This window comes from Methylomicrobium lacus, from assembly GCF_041897535.1.
Taxonomy (GTDB): Bacteria; Pseudomonadota; Gammaproteobacteria; order Methylococcales; family Methylomonadaceae; genus Methylomicrobium; species Methylomicrobium lacus_A.
Genome location: NZ_CP169217.1, coordinates 78647 through 92192, shown reverse-complemented (window position 1 = coordinate 92192; position 13546 = coordinate 78647). Strand labels below are relative to the sequence as shown.

The 13546-nt window shown below is 56.4% G+C and carries 10 protein-coding genes; 1 reads left to right on the top strand and 9 read right to left on the bottom strand.

Annotated features, from left to right (window positions below; translation table 11 throughout):
- Positions 1-131: 131 nt before the first annotated feature.
- The 8 genes from ACEPPP_RS00370 to ACEPPP_RS00335 form a co-directional block, all read right to left on the bottom strand.
- Positions 132-1499: a TolC family outer membrane protein gene (locus tag ACEPPP_RS00370; RefSeq protein WP_374089087.1), complete on the bottom strand. Its 1368-nt coding sequence runs from the start codon at positions 1497-1499 to the stop codon at positions 132-134.
- A 7-nt stretch (positions 1500-1506) separates the two neighbouring features.
- The gene (locus ACEPPP_RS00365) at positions 1507-2829 is read right to left on the bottom strand and encodes an HlyD family type I secretion periplasmic adaptor subunit (RefSeq protein ID WP_374089086.1); all 1323 of its coding nucleotides are present in this window, start codon (positions 2827-2829) and stop codon (positions 1507-1509) included.
- Between the two features lie 6 nt (positions 2830-2835).
- A complete protein-coding gene (locus tag ACEPPP_RS00360; RefSeq protein WP_374089085.1) occupies positions 2836-4557 on the bottom strand; it encodes a type I secretion system permease/ATPase in 1722 nt (573 codons plus the stop codon).
- A 243-nt stretch (positions 4558-4800) separates the two neighbouring features.
- Complete coding sequence (locus ACEPPP_RS00355; protein ID WP_374089084.1) at positions 4801-5799, bottom strand: cytochrome d ubiquinol oxidase subunit II; 999 nt, start codon at positions 5797-5799, stop codon at positions 4801-4803.
- A gap of 2 nt (positions 5800-5801) precedes the next feature.
- The gene (locus ACEPPP_RS00350; protein WP_374089083.1) at positions 5802-7193 is read right to left on the bottom strand and encodes a cytochrome ubiquinol oxidase subunit I; all 1392 of its coding nucleotides are present in this window, start codon (positions 7191-7193) and stop codon (positions 5802-5804) included.
- A 48-nt stretch (positions 7194-7241) separates the two neighbouring features.
- Positions 7242-8081, bottom strand: coding sequence for a phosphate-starvation-inducible PsiE family protein (locus ACEPPP_RS00345; protein WP_374089082.1), 840 nt, complete (start codon positions 8079-8081; stop codon positions 7242-7244).
- A 205-nt stretch (positions 8082-8286) separates the two neighbouring features.
- A complete protein-coding gene (locus tag ACEPPP_RS00340; RefSeq protein ID WP_374089081.1) occupies positions 8287-9912 on the bottom strand; it encodes a GTPase in 1626 nt (541 codons plus the stop codon).
- Positions 9893-11632, bottom strand: a complete 1740-nt coding sequence (locus tag ACEPPP_RS00335) for a GTPase domain-containing protein (protein WP_374089080.1) — start codon at positions 11630-11632, stop codon at positions 9893-9895. Before ACEPPP_RS00335 ends, ACEPPP_RS00340 begins: the two co-directional genes overlap by 20 nt.
- Before the next feature lie 127 nt (positions 11633-11759).
- On the opposite strand from ACEPPP_RS00335, the gene ACEPPP_RS00330 reads away from it, so the two are divergent.
- Positions 11760-12188 (top strand): hypothetical protein, encoded by a 429-nt coding sequence (locus tag ACEPPP_RS00330; protein ID WP_374089079.1) that lies wholly within the window; start codon positions 11760-11762, stop codon positions 12186-12188.
- A gap of 77 nt (positions 12189-12265) precedes the next feature.
- Here the strand turns inward: ACEPPP_RS00330 and glgC are convergent, their stop codons facing one another.
- The gene (glgC, locus tag ACEPPP_RS00325; RefSeq protein WP_374089078.1) at positions 12266-13483 is read right to left on the bottom strand and encodes a glucose-1-phosphate adenylyltransferase; all 1218 of its coding nucleotides are present in this window, start codon (positions 13481-13483) and stop codon (positions 12266-12268) included.
- Positions 13484-13546: the final 63 nt, after the last annotated feature.

Here is a 13546-nt window from a genome sequence, read left to right as displayed (position 1 = left end):
TGGGCGCGGCAGGTGCGCATGTTGTAACCGACAAAGCGTCTTGCTGTCGGTAGCGGTTCTGGTAATGGGACCGTCATTAGCGATGATGTCGGCAGCCAACGCCCTGACGGCGATGGCCGCTGCAATGGTGTTTATTCAGGCCTATCCCCTATTTCCAACTTATGATTCGCCGGCGCAGGGTTCGTGGCCGCCTCCAGCCAATCGTTGATCTCGAGCAAGTGATTTTCGCCGAGAGATCCTATCGCCAACAAAAAGCGGATATGATTTTTGATATAGCTGTATTTGGCCTGCGCCAGATCTCTTTTGGCAATAAACTCATCTTCTTGCGCCTTCAGAAGATCGCTGACCGTGACGACGCCGTAGTGGAGGCCTTTCTCCATCGATTCGCGCGATTTGGCCGCAGATGCGAATGCCTTTCTCCCCGCCTTGATGCGCCTGACATCCGCATTGGTGCTCAGAAAGGCGTCGCTGGTTTCCTTGATCAGCGCGCGCAAGGTGATTTCGTTATCGTATTGGCTCATCCGTAATCGGCTTTTCGCTTCAAACATCTGCTGCGTGGTAATGCCACCGGAAAACAACGGCACGTTGACATTGATCGCCGCGACCTGGGTTTGTATATTCGAATGTAAATTCTGGCTGTTATAGCCGGTGTTGGTGTCGTAATAATTCAGCTGCATATCAACGACAGGCAGGTATTTGGATCTTTGCACGGCCACATTGTTTTCCGCCGCCTCGATCGCGCCCCGTTTGGCGGACAAGGCGGGATTTTGGCTTTGCGCCATATCGATCCATTGCTGCAATTCGCCCTCGAGTTCCTTGTACTCGATGTTTTCTTGCAGTTTTTGCAAGCTTGCAGGCGAAACCCCGGTCAATTCGCGCAGCCCTTGCTGGCTGGTCACCAACTGGCTTTCGGCCTTGATCTCGTCGGCGGCGACTTGATCCAGACGCGCCTCCACCGCGTACACATCGGTTATTTTCAGCACCTGCTTGGCGAACTGTTTTTGCACCTGTTCGAGCTGCCGCCGGGTCGTCTCCTTCTCAGCGCGCGCCAGCTCCAGCTGATCCTCGGCTTCGAGCACCGTGAAATAGCGGTCGACCACGTTATAAATCAATTCATTCTGGGACTCGATCTGCTCGGCTGCATATTGATCTTCCACCTTGGACGCGCGCCGCCATTCCCAGAACTTGGCAAAATCGACCAAGGTCTGGCTCAGCGAGACATAGTAGCGCGTGCCGTTATAGGTGCTATGCGCCGCCTTCAAACCGGCGTCCGTTCTTTGCTCGTTTTTCGACCAGTTGCCGCTGGCAGTGATTTGCGGCAACATCTGTCCGAGCGCCTGGCCTTTTTGCGCCTTGCCGACTTCCAGTTTTGCTTCCGCCGACTTGAGGGTCGGGTCGGCCTCCAGGGCTTGGCGATAAATGGTCAGCAGATCCTCTGCGCCTGACTCCTGGGCGTGCAAGCCAAGCGCCAACACCAACAACAGGTGAAATTTTTTCATGTACCGCCTAATCTTCGATCAATGCGCGCGCAAACGCATTGGTCGCGGGCTGGGCTAAATATTCAAACAAGGTTCTTTCGCCGGTATTGATCAATACCTCCGCCGGCATGCCGGGCAGCAATTGCAATGAGCCCAGAGCCTTTCGGCTTTCCGGGGTCAATTCGATGCGGGTCTGGTAGTAAGGCGTGCCGGATTTTTCTTCGATGAAGCGGTCCGCCGACAGATGAATGACCGTGCCGTTCATTTTGGGCGTGGTTGCCTGTTTGAAGGCGCTGAAACGCACCTCGGCTTGCAGCCCCACCGAGACGCGGTCGATATCGGTGGGCGACACCTGCGCCTCGATGATCAATTCGGCGTCTTTCGGAACGATGTCGAGTATCGCACTGCCGGGCGCAATGACCCCATTCTGGGTATGCACCGACAGACCCATCACCATGCCGCTGACCGGCGCCTTGATCACGATACGGTTCAATTTGTCCTGAAAAGCGGACAGCCGCTCGCTGACATCGTTAAGCTGTGCTTGCGCTTCGCTGAGCTTGCTTGCCACTTCCTCTTGAAACTTCTTTTCGACCTGCAGGATTTGCAGACGCGTTTCGCTGATCAGCATCTGGTTGGTGGCGATTTCCGCGGTGAGCTCGGCGATTTCGCCGCTCTGCATGGCATGACTACGCTCCATGTCGCGCAAGCGTTGCTTGTCGGCGAAGCCTTCCGCCAATAATTCTTTTAAATCATGGACCTCTTCGCCGTAGGAGGCGACCAGTATTTTTTTACTCTCGACCTGGCTTTGCAGGCCTTTTATCTTGCTGGCTATTTGGCTGATTCTTTCCTTGAGCACCGCCATCTCCCCGTCATGGGTCGTTTTCCTGGAATGAAACACATTGTTTTCGGCCTGTTTGGCCTCGGCGATTCTTTGATCGCCGCCATCGTTCAGCACTTCCGGAAAGACCACCTGTTTGAGCTGGTCTTTTTCGGCGCGCAAGCGCGCGACCTGAGCCGACAAGACGATGAACTGGCTGCGCGCGATTTCCATCTGCGCCTTGATTTGCGTATCGTCCAGAATCAGCAAGGGATCGCCCTCGTCGACCCGATCACCGTCCTTGGCCAGAATCTTCGCGACGATGCCGCCATCGAGATGCTGCACGGTTTTTCGGTGCGCTTTGACGACGACGACGCCTGGCGCCAATGCCGAACTGTCTAGCGGAGCCAGACATGCCCAGCTCCCAAAAATCCCGAAGGTCAACGTCACGACCACCGCGCCGATCAGGCGGATGGAGCGGTCATTGGTCTGCAAATCCGAAGACATTGTTTTTTTCGGCGTGTATTCTGTCATGGCGGCTTATAGGGCGGCTTGAGCGACAGGAGCGGCGGCCTGTTGCTGTTTTTGCTGTTGCTGCAAATAGTCGATGACCTGACCTCTCGGCCCATAAACCGCCAATGCGCCGTCATTCAGGATCATCAGTTTATCCACGCGGGACAGCACACTGCTTCGGTGCGTGACGATGATCACGGTCGTCTGTTTTTGTTTGAGCCGCAGCAGGGCTTTTTCGAGCGCGGCTTCGCCCTGCTCGTCGAGATTGGAGTTCGGCTCGTCGAGCACGACCAGAACCGGATTGCCGTATAAGGCCCGCGCCAAACCGATGCGTTGCCGCTGCCCGCCCGACAGGTTGCCGCCGGTCGCCCCGATGACGGTGTCATAGCCGTCAGGAAAGCGCAAAATCAACTCGTGGACATCGGCCATTTTGGCAGCCTCGACCACCTTTTCCGGATCGATTTCTCCGAATCGGGCGATGTTTTCGCTGATGGAGCCCTCGAACAGCTCAATGTCCTGGGGCAAGTAGCCGATGAAACGGCCGAGATGCTCGCGGTCCCAGTTGAAGACTTCCGCACCGTCCAGGCGAATGGCGCCGTTCGCTGTGGGCCAAATGCCCAGTATGGCGCGCGCCAACGTCGATTTACCGGCACCGCTGGGACCGAGCACCCCGACAATGTCGCCTTTTTCGATCACCAGATTGAGCCCTTTAATAACGGGCGTCTTGCTGCCCGGGGGCGTCACAATCGCATTTTCGAGCTGTATGCGGCCCTGGGGATCGGGCAATTGCATGTGCTCCTTTTCGGCGGGGATTTGCTGCAGGATTTCGTTGAGGCGCTTGTACTGGTCGCGTGCGCTGATAAAGCCCTTCCAGGTGCCGATCATTAAATCGATAGGGGCCAATGCCCTGCCCATCAGGATGGAGCCGGCAATCATCAGGCCCCCTGAAATTTCGCGCTCGATCGTCAGATAGGCGCCTAAGCCCAAGATGAGTGACTGCGATGAGATGCGAATGACTTTGGACAGCGCGGTTAATAGCCCGGCACGGGAGCTGGCGAGCGCTTGCAAGTCCAGGACTTTTATCGCACCTTCCATCCAGCGTCGGCGTAAGCTGCCTAACATGCCCATCGATTCGATCACCTCGGCATTGCGCAAGTTCTTGCCTAACAAGGCTCGCGTAGCGATGGAGATTTTGTTGGCCTCGCTCAGCGTTTTGGCCGTGGCTTTTTCGTTCGCCACCGCGACCAGAGTCAATAGCATGGCGGTAAGGACGGAAAACCAGCCATACCAGGGGTGGAAGATAAACAGCAGCCCCAAATAAACCGGCATCCAGGGCGCGTCAAAGAAAGCAAACAAGCCGTTGCCGGTAAGGAATTGACGCAGGCCTGTCAGGTCGTCGAGCGCCTGTGTCGTCGCTTGCCGCCCTCCGCTGTATAAGGCCTGTTTAAAAACGACCCGGAACAAGCGTTCATTCAACAAGAGTTCCAAACGGGTGCTGACCCTGACCAAAATTTGTGACCGCACCCACTCCAATAATGCCATCGTAATGAACAACACGAGCACGATCAATGTCAGCATCAGCAGCGTGGTTTTATTGCCTGTCGACACCACCCGATCATACACTTGCAGCATATAGATCGATGGAACAATCATCAGGAAATTGATCAGCAAGCTAAAACCCGCTGCCGACAAAAATGTTCCTTTACAAAGATGCAGAGTCTGTTCCAGATCGGTCTTGATGGTTTTCATGTGCGGACAGTGCCGGGTGCAAAAGATGGGTATTATCTCATAAACGGAGAAAGATAGCCGCCGTTATGCGGGCATAGAAACCGCCAAGCTGAGGCATAATGATATCAATTATATCGCGCGGCTATTCGCCATGGAACCGAAGACAATCCGCCGTGGGCTTTGGGAATTAGACTTGACCGCCGATCCGGCCTCGGTTCGGGTCCGAAAAAAAATGCGCTCAGTTTTTAACAGAAAGGCTCAGTATCAGTGCTCCGATTGCAGGCGGCCGCGAAACACATAATACTGATAAGCGTTATAGCCTAGGATGAAAGGCAGTAGTCCGCCGACCGCATAGAGCATGAATTCGAGCGTACTGGTCGACGATGCGGCGCCATGCAGCGTCATCGCGCCCGGGACCAGGAACGGATAATGGCTTACCACCAAGCCTATGACCGCCACGATCAATCCTGTCAAAGCCCAGAAAAACGGACTGCCGTTACGACGTTGATGAAGGCTTCGCAGTAACATCAACAAGGGTATAGCGAGACAACCGGCCAGGATTGCGAAGACAAAAGGTTCAGCGCTCCAACGCGCTACCACGGAAGGCATGACCCGCGCGCAGCACCCAATAAACACCGGCAACAGTAAAGACAACGAGAGCGCGGCTCGCCAAGCCCAGCGATGAGCCGACTCAAGCAGTTCCCCATCAGCCTTGCGCAGCAAATAGCAGGCGCCGAGCAGCACATACAGATTAACCACCAGGATGGCCGCCAACAGCGAAAACGGACTGCACCAAGCGAAGAGTTCGACTGGAATACCAGCCCTGTCGATGACCCTGCCGCCAAGCAAAGCACCCAACGCGAAGCCCTGCGCCAGCGCCGCCAGCAAGCTGCCGATGCCGAAAGCCAGCATCCACCCGGCCGGCCGGCGCGCATACAGACGAAACTCAAAGGCGACGCCGCGAAAAATCAGCGCAAACAACATCAGTAATACCGGCACATACAATGCTTCCAGGACCGCCGCATAAGCGAGCGGGAAGGCGCCGAACAGCGTGCCGCCGAGCAACACCAGCCAGGTTTCATTGGCATCCCATACCCCGCTCAGACCCTCCATCATCACTGTCTTTCGGGACGAGTCCCGTTCGGTCAATGACAAAATCCCGATGCCGAGGTCAAAGCCGTCCAGCGCCACATAGGCCGTCAACATCAAGGTGAATATCGCCGCCCAGGCGTTGATCAAAAATTCGGAGACTTGATGTTCCATAGCTAACCCTTTTGAGTATTCACTGAAGGCATGAATGCCGGCAACGGCTGATCGACATTCGGCCCGGCCATGATGATACGCCGGGCGAACACTATAAATGACGCCAACAACAACGTATAAACCCCCGCGAACAAAGCTAGGCTGGTCGCGACCGCGCTTGGGGAAAGGGCCGATGCGGACTGAGCGGTGCGCAACAAACCGTAAACCGCCCAGGGCTGGCGCCCGACTTCGCGCACTATCCAGCCGCATTCGGTCGCGATATAGCCCAAGGGAATGGCGGCCACCCAAGCTTTCAATAGCCATGGCGGCAACGCCAGAGTGATAGGCTGCCGACGTTGTCGCCACCCATACCATGCGCTGACCGCGGTCAGCGCCGCGATCGCCAGCCCTGCGACCAGCATCACGCGAAAACTGTAGAAAATCAGCCCAATCGCCGGCGGCTGGTCGGCGGGAGCGAACGCCTTCAAGCCTTTGACCTGGCCGTCCAGCGAATGCGTGGCGATCAGGCTCAAGGCATTGGGTATCGAGAGCACCCAGTCATTGGCCTGGTTATGCGTGTTGGGCCAGGCCAAGACATGCCACTCGGCGCCCTGCCCCGGCGGATTGGTATCCCAATGCGCCTCTATCGCGGCGGTCTTCGCCGGCTGTAGATCGAACAGATATAAGCCGGCCACATCGCCGACCAGAATCTGCAACGGCGCCGCCGCCAACAAACCGGCCAAAGCCAGCTTCAAGGATTTGCGGAACAGGTTTTGATGGCGCTGCTTCAGGATGTACCAGGCGGACACACCGCCGACCACGAGCAGACTGGTCTCGATGCAGGCCAGCCACATATGCGCATAACCCCAGTAATGATAGGGATTCAGCAAGGCTTCGGCATAGCTGTCGACGACATAGCGTCCGGCCTCGATATGGCCGCCGGTGGGCGCCTGCATCCAGCCGTTGGCGATCATGATCCAGAAGGCGGACAGCGACGATCCTAGCGCCACCATAGCGGTCGCAAACAAATGCATGCCCGCCGGCACCCGGTTCCAGCCGAACATCATGATGCCGAGAAAGCCCGCTTCCAGCATCAGTGCCATCGCGCCATCGTAGCCGAGAATATTGCCGAAAAATTCGCCGGTGAGGCGGGAGAACGGCGCCCAGTTGGTGCCGAATTCGAATTCCATCGGTATGCCGCTGACCACACCGACAGCGAAGTTCAGCAGAAACAACTTGCCCCAGAAGCGTGCGTGATGAAAATAATCCGGGTCCTTCGTCTTCAGCCAGAGCACTTCAACGGCGACCAGAAAGATCGACAAGCCGACCGTCAACAGCGGCCACAGGATGTGAAAAATTGCGGTCAGCGCGAATTGCAGGCGCGATAACAACAGCGTATCTTGCAAAGATTCCATCAGCTTGCCTCGAAGGATAGAAGTCTGTCGGAAAGACCAAGTTCGGTCTTAGGCGTCCGAATGCACCTTGAATTCGCGCTCCAGCAACCAATAACAGCCGCCCAAGGCCAGCACCAGCAGTGCGGTTCCGATCACATGCAGAGCCGACACCTCGTGAAAGTCGAAGACGATGATCTTTCGCGCGACCGCCATCAGCGCGGTCGCAACCACCATCTTGACCGGTATCACATCTTTTCGTATGTACAAGGTGATATTGATGAAAATTTCGACCGCGATCAGCACGATCATGAAAGACCCGAATACGTGCAAAATTTCGGATTTGCCGAGACTGCTGATCGGATGACTCAATATTTCCTGGTATATCACAATCATCACGTCAAAAACGCACCAGAGCACGGTCAGCATCATCAGCAAAGCCAGCACCTTGACACCGAAGCGGATCATCGTATGCAAAAAACGAATAAACGCGTCATCCTCTTCCAGAGACAATTCATCGTGTTCGTTCTTCTTTTTGCTTTCGGTCAGGAAATGGTGCGTCAGTTTGTTGATCAAGTCCGACTTGTCGGTGCTCAGGCTACCGCTCAGGTCGGTCTCGAAAAACTTATTCAATCCAGGCACATTGCGCAGTTCCTCCTTGTCCACTCTTTTGAAGCCCATCGTCCATTCGGCATATTCACGTGTATTGATTTTTTTTCTTTCGATGATGCGGAAGTCTTTATGCCGAGGGTCCTTCTTGATGTCCGCGACCAAATCATCGACGACTTTCTCCTCACCTTCCAGTACCTGGATGAAGGCTTCGCCGGTGTACAACAGCATACCGGAAACGCCGAGGCAGGCATTATTCAGGCGGGAGGGATTCAGGATACCCATGAGATCTTCGTTGCTCATGGGGCGTGTCGGGATGCTGATATAGGTTAGCTGAATCACGATGAATGCCTCTGTTGTTATAATTATGCGAGCGCTATTCTGGAATACATACGTGGCAGACACATTGAGATTTCGTTACGGCTGCCTTAAAAGCAATACTGTAACATGCGTCTGCTAATAGTCAACAAACCGAAACGAGGAGGCACCCGTCCCCTCGTTCAGGTTATCACGATTCGATCAGCATACGCGACAACGGACTGTTGCTTTCGATCGCGACTTGCTCTCTCGTTTCCAGCGCGGCGCATTGACCGATCAACTCGTCCAGCTGTTTTTGCTGCTCGCCGTGCAGGCGCTTGACCTGATCGATCGCCGCCAAGACTTCGCCCTCGATCAGCGCAAACGCCTGGGTCAGGCCTTTTTGCAAGCCGCGTTGCGCCGCCGCCTTCAGCGACGGCTTCAATTTTTTCGCGATGAACCAGGGCGTCAGCCAGCTGATCGCGACCATCAGGCTGCTGTGGATCAGGAAATCGACGCCCAGATAAGCCGAATGGGTCTCGTTGCTGTGCTGGAAACCGGTAAACACCTGAAAGCCGACCCAAGCGAGCGCCGCCAAAGGCAGCAGGATTTCGGCGATGCGCGCGGTGCCCAACAAGGTTCGCTGGAGTGCGTTGCCCGGATTCGCGAGCGCCTGCCTGACCGCCAGTTCGCTCTGGGTTTCGATGATTTTCGCCGCCTTGTCGCGCAGCGGCGCCAACTGCTGCTTCAGCGGCAGCGCGGGCATGCCCTGCTGCTCGGCCTGCAGCACGAATTCGTCGAGCGCATCGTCGAAGCGGGTTTTGGCCCAGGGGTCCCATAAGATCGCGTCGGCCTGGGCTGACGGATACTTGCCGGTCGCAGGATGGGTCAACAGGCCGACCGCGTGTTCCGCATAGTGATTGGCCAATTGCTGCACCGGCCAGGCGAAGCCTTCCTGCAACAACGCGGCCGTGCGCTGCCATTGCCGTTGCCAAAGCGGGGACGCGTCCTTGAACGCCGTCTCCTTGGCCAGGGCCAGCCGGTAATGGCCGAGCGTCTGCCGCAGTTGATCGAGACGCGCCTGCAAACCGCGCTGTTCGAGTTGTTGCACGGTATGATCGTTCGCCAATGCGGTCAGCGTCTCGGCCAGCTCGGCGAATTCGTCCGGTAGCCGGTCTTCGGCGCAGATTGTTTTGAAGATGATCGGCTCGATAAAGCCGGCCTTGCCGAGCTGGCGTTTGAAATCCTCGAATTGCTCTAACTGCCCCCGGTCCCACTGATTCAAAACGAACAGCCAGGCATGCCGCGCGCCTTCGGCGAGCAACAGCCGCCAGGCCTTCTCGTCGCGGTAGCGCTCGGGGCTGACCACATAGATCAGCACGTCGATATGCGGCAGCCATTCCAACACCAGATGGCGATTGTTTTGATCGATGCTGTCGAAATCGGGCATGTCGATCCAGACGATGTGCTTTTTCGCCGCGTCGTCGTGCTGCGCAATCTTGACGCTGGCGACCGGCAGATTTTCAGGCAAGTGCCGAAGCTCGACCGAGCGGTGATGGAACAAGGTCACTTCGCGCGAGGTCGGCCTTTCGATGCCGGTTTTAGCGACCGGTTTGCCGGCCAGCCGGTTCAACAGCGAGCTTTTGCCGACGCCGGTGCCGCCCATGAAGGCGACCAACAATGGCCGGCCAGGCCCTGCCGCAAACAGCGCATTCGGGGTGCCGGACGGTAAAGGGATTTCCTGTTCCAGTATCTCCTGATCTATCCATCCCGCGGCCGCGGCCTGTTCGGCCCAGAGCCGGGTGTTTTCGACCAGATCAGAGTAATCGTAAGCCATGGCGTTTTTCCTTCAGCTGGTTTTCCGCTTCCTGTAATTGTTCCGGCGAAATATTGAAATGCGAGAGCCCCGACAATTGCGTCGGCAAAAGCAACAATTTATCGCGCAGCGCCTCGATGAACAGCGCCTGTCTGACCTGGTTCAACTGGTTCTTTTTCAGATCGGCCTCGACGCTGTGCATGTAACTGCCGATCGCGCTCTCGGCCAACAGCGAGGTGACCGTCAACAGCGACGGCGCGATCACCAGATCGTGCACGCCGATGCCGCCGGTATTCAAAGCCAGCGCGATCATCGCCGCATCGGTCGTAACCCGCGTCGCGCGCAGGCTGTTCAATAACAAAGGCTGCTCCTGCAGTTTACGGTACAGTCGGTGCGCGGCGCTTTCGACATCCTGTTGAAAAGTCAGGTGATAATGCCTGACCGCGCCATCGAAATCGATCAACAATTCCTGGCGCCGGCCGCGCAAGAGCGCGCTCATGTCCCGCCACCAAAGGCGTTGTTGATGCTCCTCGGCCTTGTCGCGCAGTTTATCGGTCATCTGCAGCAAGGCATGTTCGGCGATCTGATGCAACAGCGCGACTTCGTGGCTGGTTTCGGTCAACGCGGATTTCTTGCGGCCGAGCTTCATCAACTGCCTGACCGGCCAGGTCAGAGCCCGGCGCGTGCCGGCCATTATCCCGGCCAACCCCGGAATTTCGAGCAGAGTCAACAGCTCGGCCATCGCGACCTGGAAGGTTTCGTAATGATGCGGATGATTCAAGAAATCGCGCTGATAATTGTCCAGCGCCTGTTTGATCATGTGATCGAGCAACTGCTGCCAGTCCTTCAGCGCCTGATGCTCCTGGGCGATCGGCTCCAGCCATTGCGGCCAATAATATTGCAGCAGTTCCTGCTCGTAACGCGCATGCCTCTTATAGGAGACCAGACCGGCCAGGCGCTGCAGCAAGTTCTGCTGCGCCACAGGCCAGGACGGCAGGCCGGATTGTTTCTGATAATACAGCGGCACGACCTCCGGAAACGGGTCTTTCCGGGCCAGTTGCCATTTTTCCTGCAACGAATGCACGATCAGCGCCTCGGAACCTTCGCTGAGTTTGTTCAGGCAGATCACGGTCGGCTGGCGCAAGGCTTCCAAGGCGGCCATCATCTCCCAAACCGACTGATCGGCGTATTTTTCCTTGCTGACCACCAGCACGACGACATCGGCCAACGCGATGGTCCTAATCACGCCTTCGCGATAGGTCGATGAATCGATCGAATCGAAATCGGGCGTGTCCCAGAGCACGCAGTCGGGCAACATGGAAGAGTGCGAATCTGAGTCCGCCAACGCAAAACAATCGTACCGGTCCTTGCTCAACTGCGTCGGCAGCAACTGCTGAAAGCGTCCGAAATAGCGTTGCAGGCCACCACAATCCTCGCGCCTGACCCGATGGCAAAAACCTTGCGGATGCACCGTATAGCCCGCCAGGGGGCTGACGCCGGCCGCGCCGGACTGAAGCAATACATTCACCAGCGTACTCTTGCCGGCCTGCGTGGGACCTACCACCGCGATCTGCAAGGGCGGCAACGGGGCCGATTCGACCAGCGCGCCCTTGCGCAAAAACGCTTCCGCCATCAGCAACTGATCGATGCGTTGCTGATAAACCCCTTTGATCGATTCGAGATGAGCCTGCTGTAAAATCGTCTGATAACGCTGCTTCAGTAATTGGATAAATTCCAGCATAAGACTTTGCTTGGGTTATAATGACCGATCATTTTACCGAGTTTTTCGAAGATCAGGCGTTATAAATTAACTACAAAAGTAAACAATAACTGCTTAACACCGATCCGTAACATACAGAGGCAGCCTAATGAAAAAAATTTCCGTATTCCTTGTTTTTGTTTTGAGTTGTGCCCTTTTATCGGCCTGCGGCAGAGGCGAACAAGTCAACGGCCACAACATCCGCACCGCCTATAAATCGGTCAAAGTCTTGAAGGAAAGGTTGCCGGCCGAAAAACGCATCGAATTCGAAGTGTCATTCTGGACCATCCGCGACGCGCAAAAGGCCGACGCCGGATTTTTGGACGCGATTGACGGCAAAACCCCGCTCGAAATCATCGATATGGGCAGAGAAATCTACCAGCAGCGCAAGAATTCAGGCTTCAAAGGCTATGAGCAATATACGAGCTGGGAAGACATGATTTCCAAATTCGGCCAGGAAAGATCGCAGCAAGGCGCCGTCAAGAAAGAAGATGCGAAGGATAAGGCGAACGACGTGCTCTATAATTTGCAGCGTTAATCGAAAAAATACATCTTTACTCGGATGGGCCGCTTCGCGCCGGTCCATCCGCAGCCCGCACACCCGCCCAAACCGGGCTAAAAACAATACCCCTTCGGCACCACCGTCACGCCGTTTTCCGAAACCGTAAAACGCGCCGAATCGACGGCCGGATTGCCGCCGATTTTCTCGCCGGGCGGCACCCTCACCTCCTTGTCGATGATGCAACGTTTCAACACCGCGCCGGCCCCTACCTGAACACCGTCGAACAAAATCGAATCTTCGACCAGCGCATTGTCGTCGAGGCGGACTTGCGGAGACAGGATCGAATGCCTGACCGTACCGCCGCAGATCACCGCGCCGCCGCAAATCATCGAGTTATCGAACTGGCCTGTCCGCCCGGAAGCGCCGGGCACCATCTTAGCCGGCGGATATTGGCCGGGATAAGTCCGAATCGACCAGTCCGGCTGATATAGGTTGATCGGCGGCACCGGCAACAACAGATCCATGTTCGCCAGGTAATAGGAATCGACCGTGCCGACATCCCGCCAATAGCGGTCCGGCGTCACGCGCCCTTGTTCGCCGCCGAAACGGTAAGCGAAAACCCGTTGCCTGTCGATCAGGCGCGGAATGATGTCCTTGCCGAAATCGTGGCTCGATTCGGCCAGTTCGTGATCGAGTTTGAGTTCCCGGCACAGTAAATCCATATCGAACACATAGATGCCCATCGAAACGAGGGCCTGCTGCGGATTGTCCGGCAACGCCTGGGGATGCTCGGGCTTTTCGTGAAAGCCCGAAACGCGCTGCGTGGGATCGATCGACATCACCCCGAAGCCGCTCGCATCGGCGAGCGGCACCTGCATGCAGGCAATCGTCAGCTCCGCCCTCTGGTCGCGGTGAAAATGCAGCAAGGCGGCGTAATCCATCCGGTAAATATGATCCCCCGACAGAATCAGCACATGGGTCGCGCTACTGCGCTCGAGCAGATACAGATTCTGCAGGATCGCATCGGCTGTGCCCGCGTACCAGGAATTGCCGGTGCGCATCTGCGGCGGAACCGGGGTGATGTACTCGGAAACTTCCGGATTGAAAATCGACCAACCGTCACGCAAATGTTTTTGCAGGGAATGCGACTTGTATTGTGTCAGCACCAGAATGCGCCGTAGCCCGGAATGCAGGCAATTGGATAGCGTGAAATCGATGATCCGGTATTTTCCGCCAAAGGGCACCGCGGGCTTGGCCCTTTCGGCGGTCAAGGGATGCAGCCTGGAGCCGGCGCCGCCGGCGAGTATGATGGACAGGATTTTGTCGAACATGGGGAATCCTTGCAGCCAAACCTGTCCGCCGAGGCCGAACAGTGATTAAAGGATTAGAAAAGC

Excerpts from the sequence above, each read along its gene's own strand:
- ACEPPP_RS00370 (WP_374089087.1), bottom strand. The coding sequence starts at position 1,499 with ATGAAAAAATTTCACCTGTTGTTGGTGTTGGCGCTTGGCTTGCACGCC.
- ACEPPP_RS00365 (WP_374089086.1), bottom strand. The coding sequence starts at position 2,829 with ATGACAGAATACACGCCGAAAAAAACAATGTCTTCGGATTTGCAGACC.
- ACEPPP_RS00360 (WP_374089085.1), bottom strand. The coding sequence starts at position 4,557 with ATGAAAACCATCAAGACCGATCTGGAACAGACTCTGCATCTTTGTAAA.
- ACEPPP_RS00355 (WP_374089084.1), bottom strand. The coding sequence starts at position 5,799 with ATGGAACATCAAGTCTCCGAATTTTTGATCAACGCCTGGGCGGCGATA.
- ACEPPP_RS00350 (WP_374089083.1), bottom strand. The coding sequence starts at position 7,193 with ATGGAATCTTTGCAAGATACGCTGTTGTTATCGCGCCTGCAATTCGCG.
- ACEPPP_RS00345 (WP_374089082.1), bottom strand. The coding sequence starts at position 8,081 with ATGAGCAACGAAGATCTCATGGGTATCCTGAATCCCTCCCGCCTGAAT.
- ACEPPP_RS00340 (WP_374089081.1), bottom strand. The coding sequence starts at position 9,912 with ATGGCTTACGATTACTCTGATCTGGTCGAAAACACCCGGCTCTGGGCC.
- ACEPPP_RS00335 (WP_374089080.1), bottom strand. The coding sequence starts at position 11,632 with ATGCTGGAATTTATCCAATTACTGAAGCAGCGTTATCAGACGATTTTA.
- ACEPPP_RS00330 (WP_374089079.1), top strand. The coding sequence starts at position 11,760 with ATGAAAAAAATTTCCGTATTCCTTGTTTTTGTTTTGAGTTGTGCCCTT.
- glgC (WP_374089078.1), bottom strand. The coding sequence starts at position 13,483 with ATGTTCGACAAAATCCTGTCCATCATACTCGCCGGCGGCGCCGGCTCC.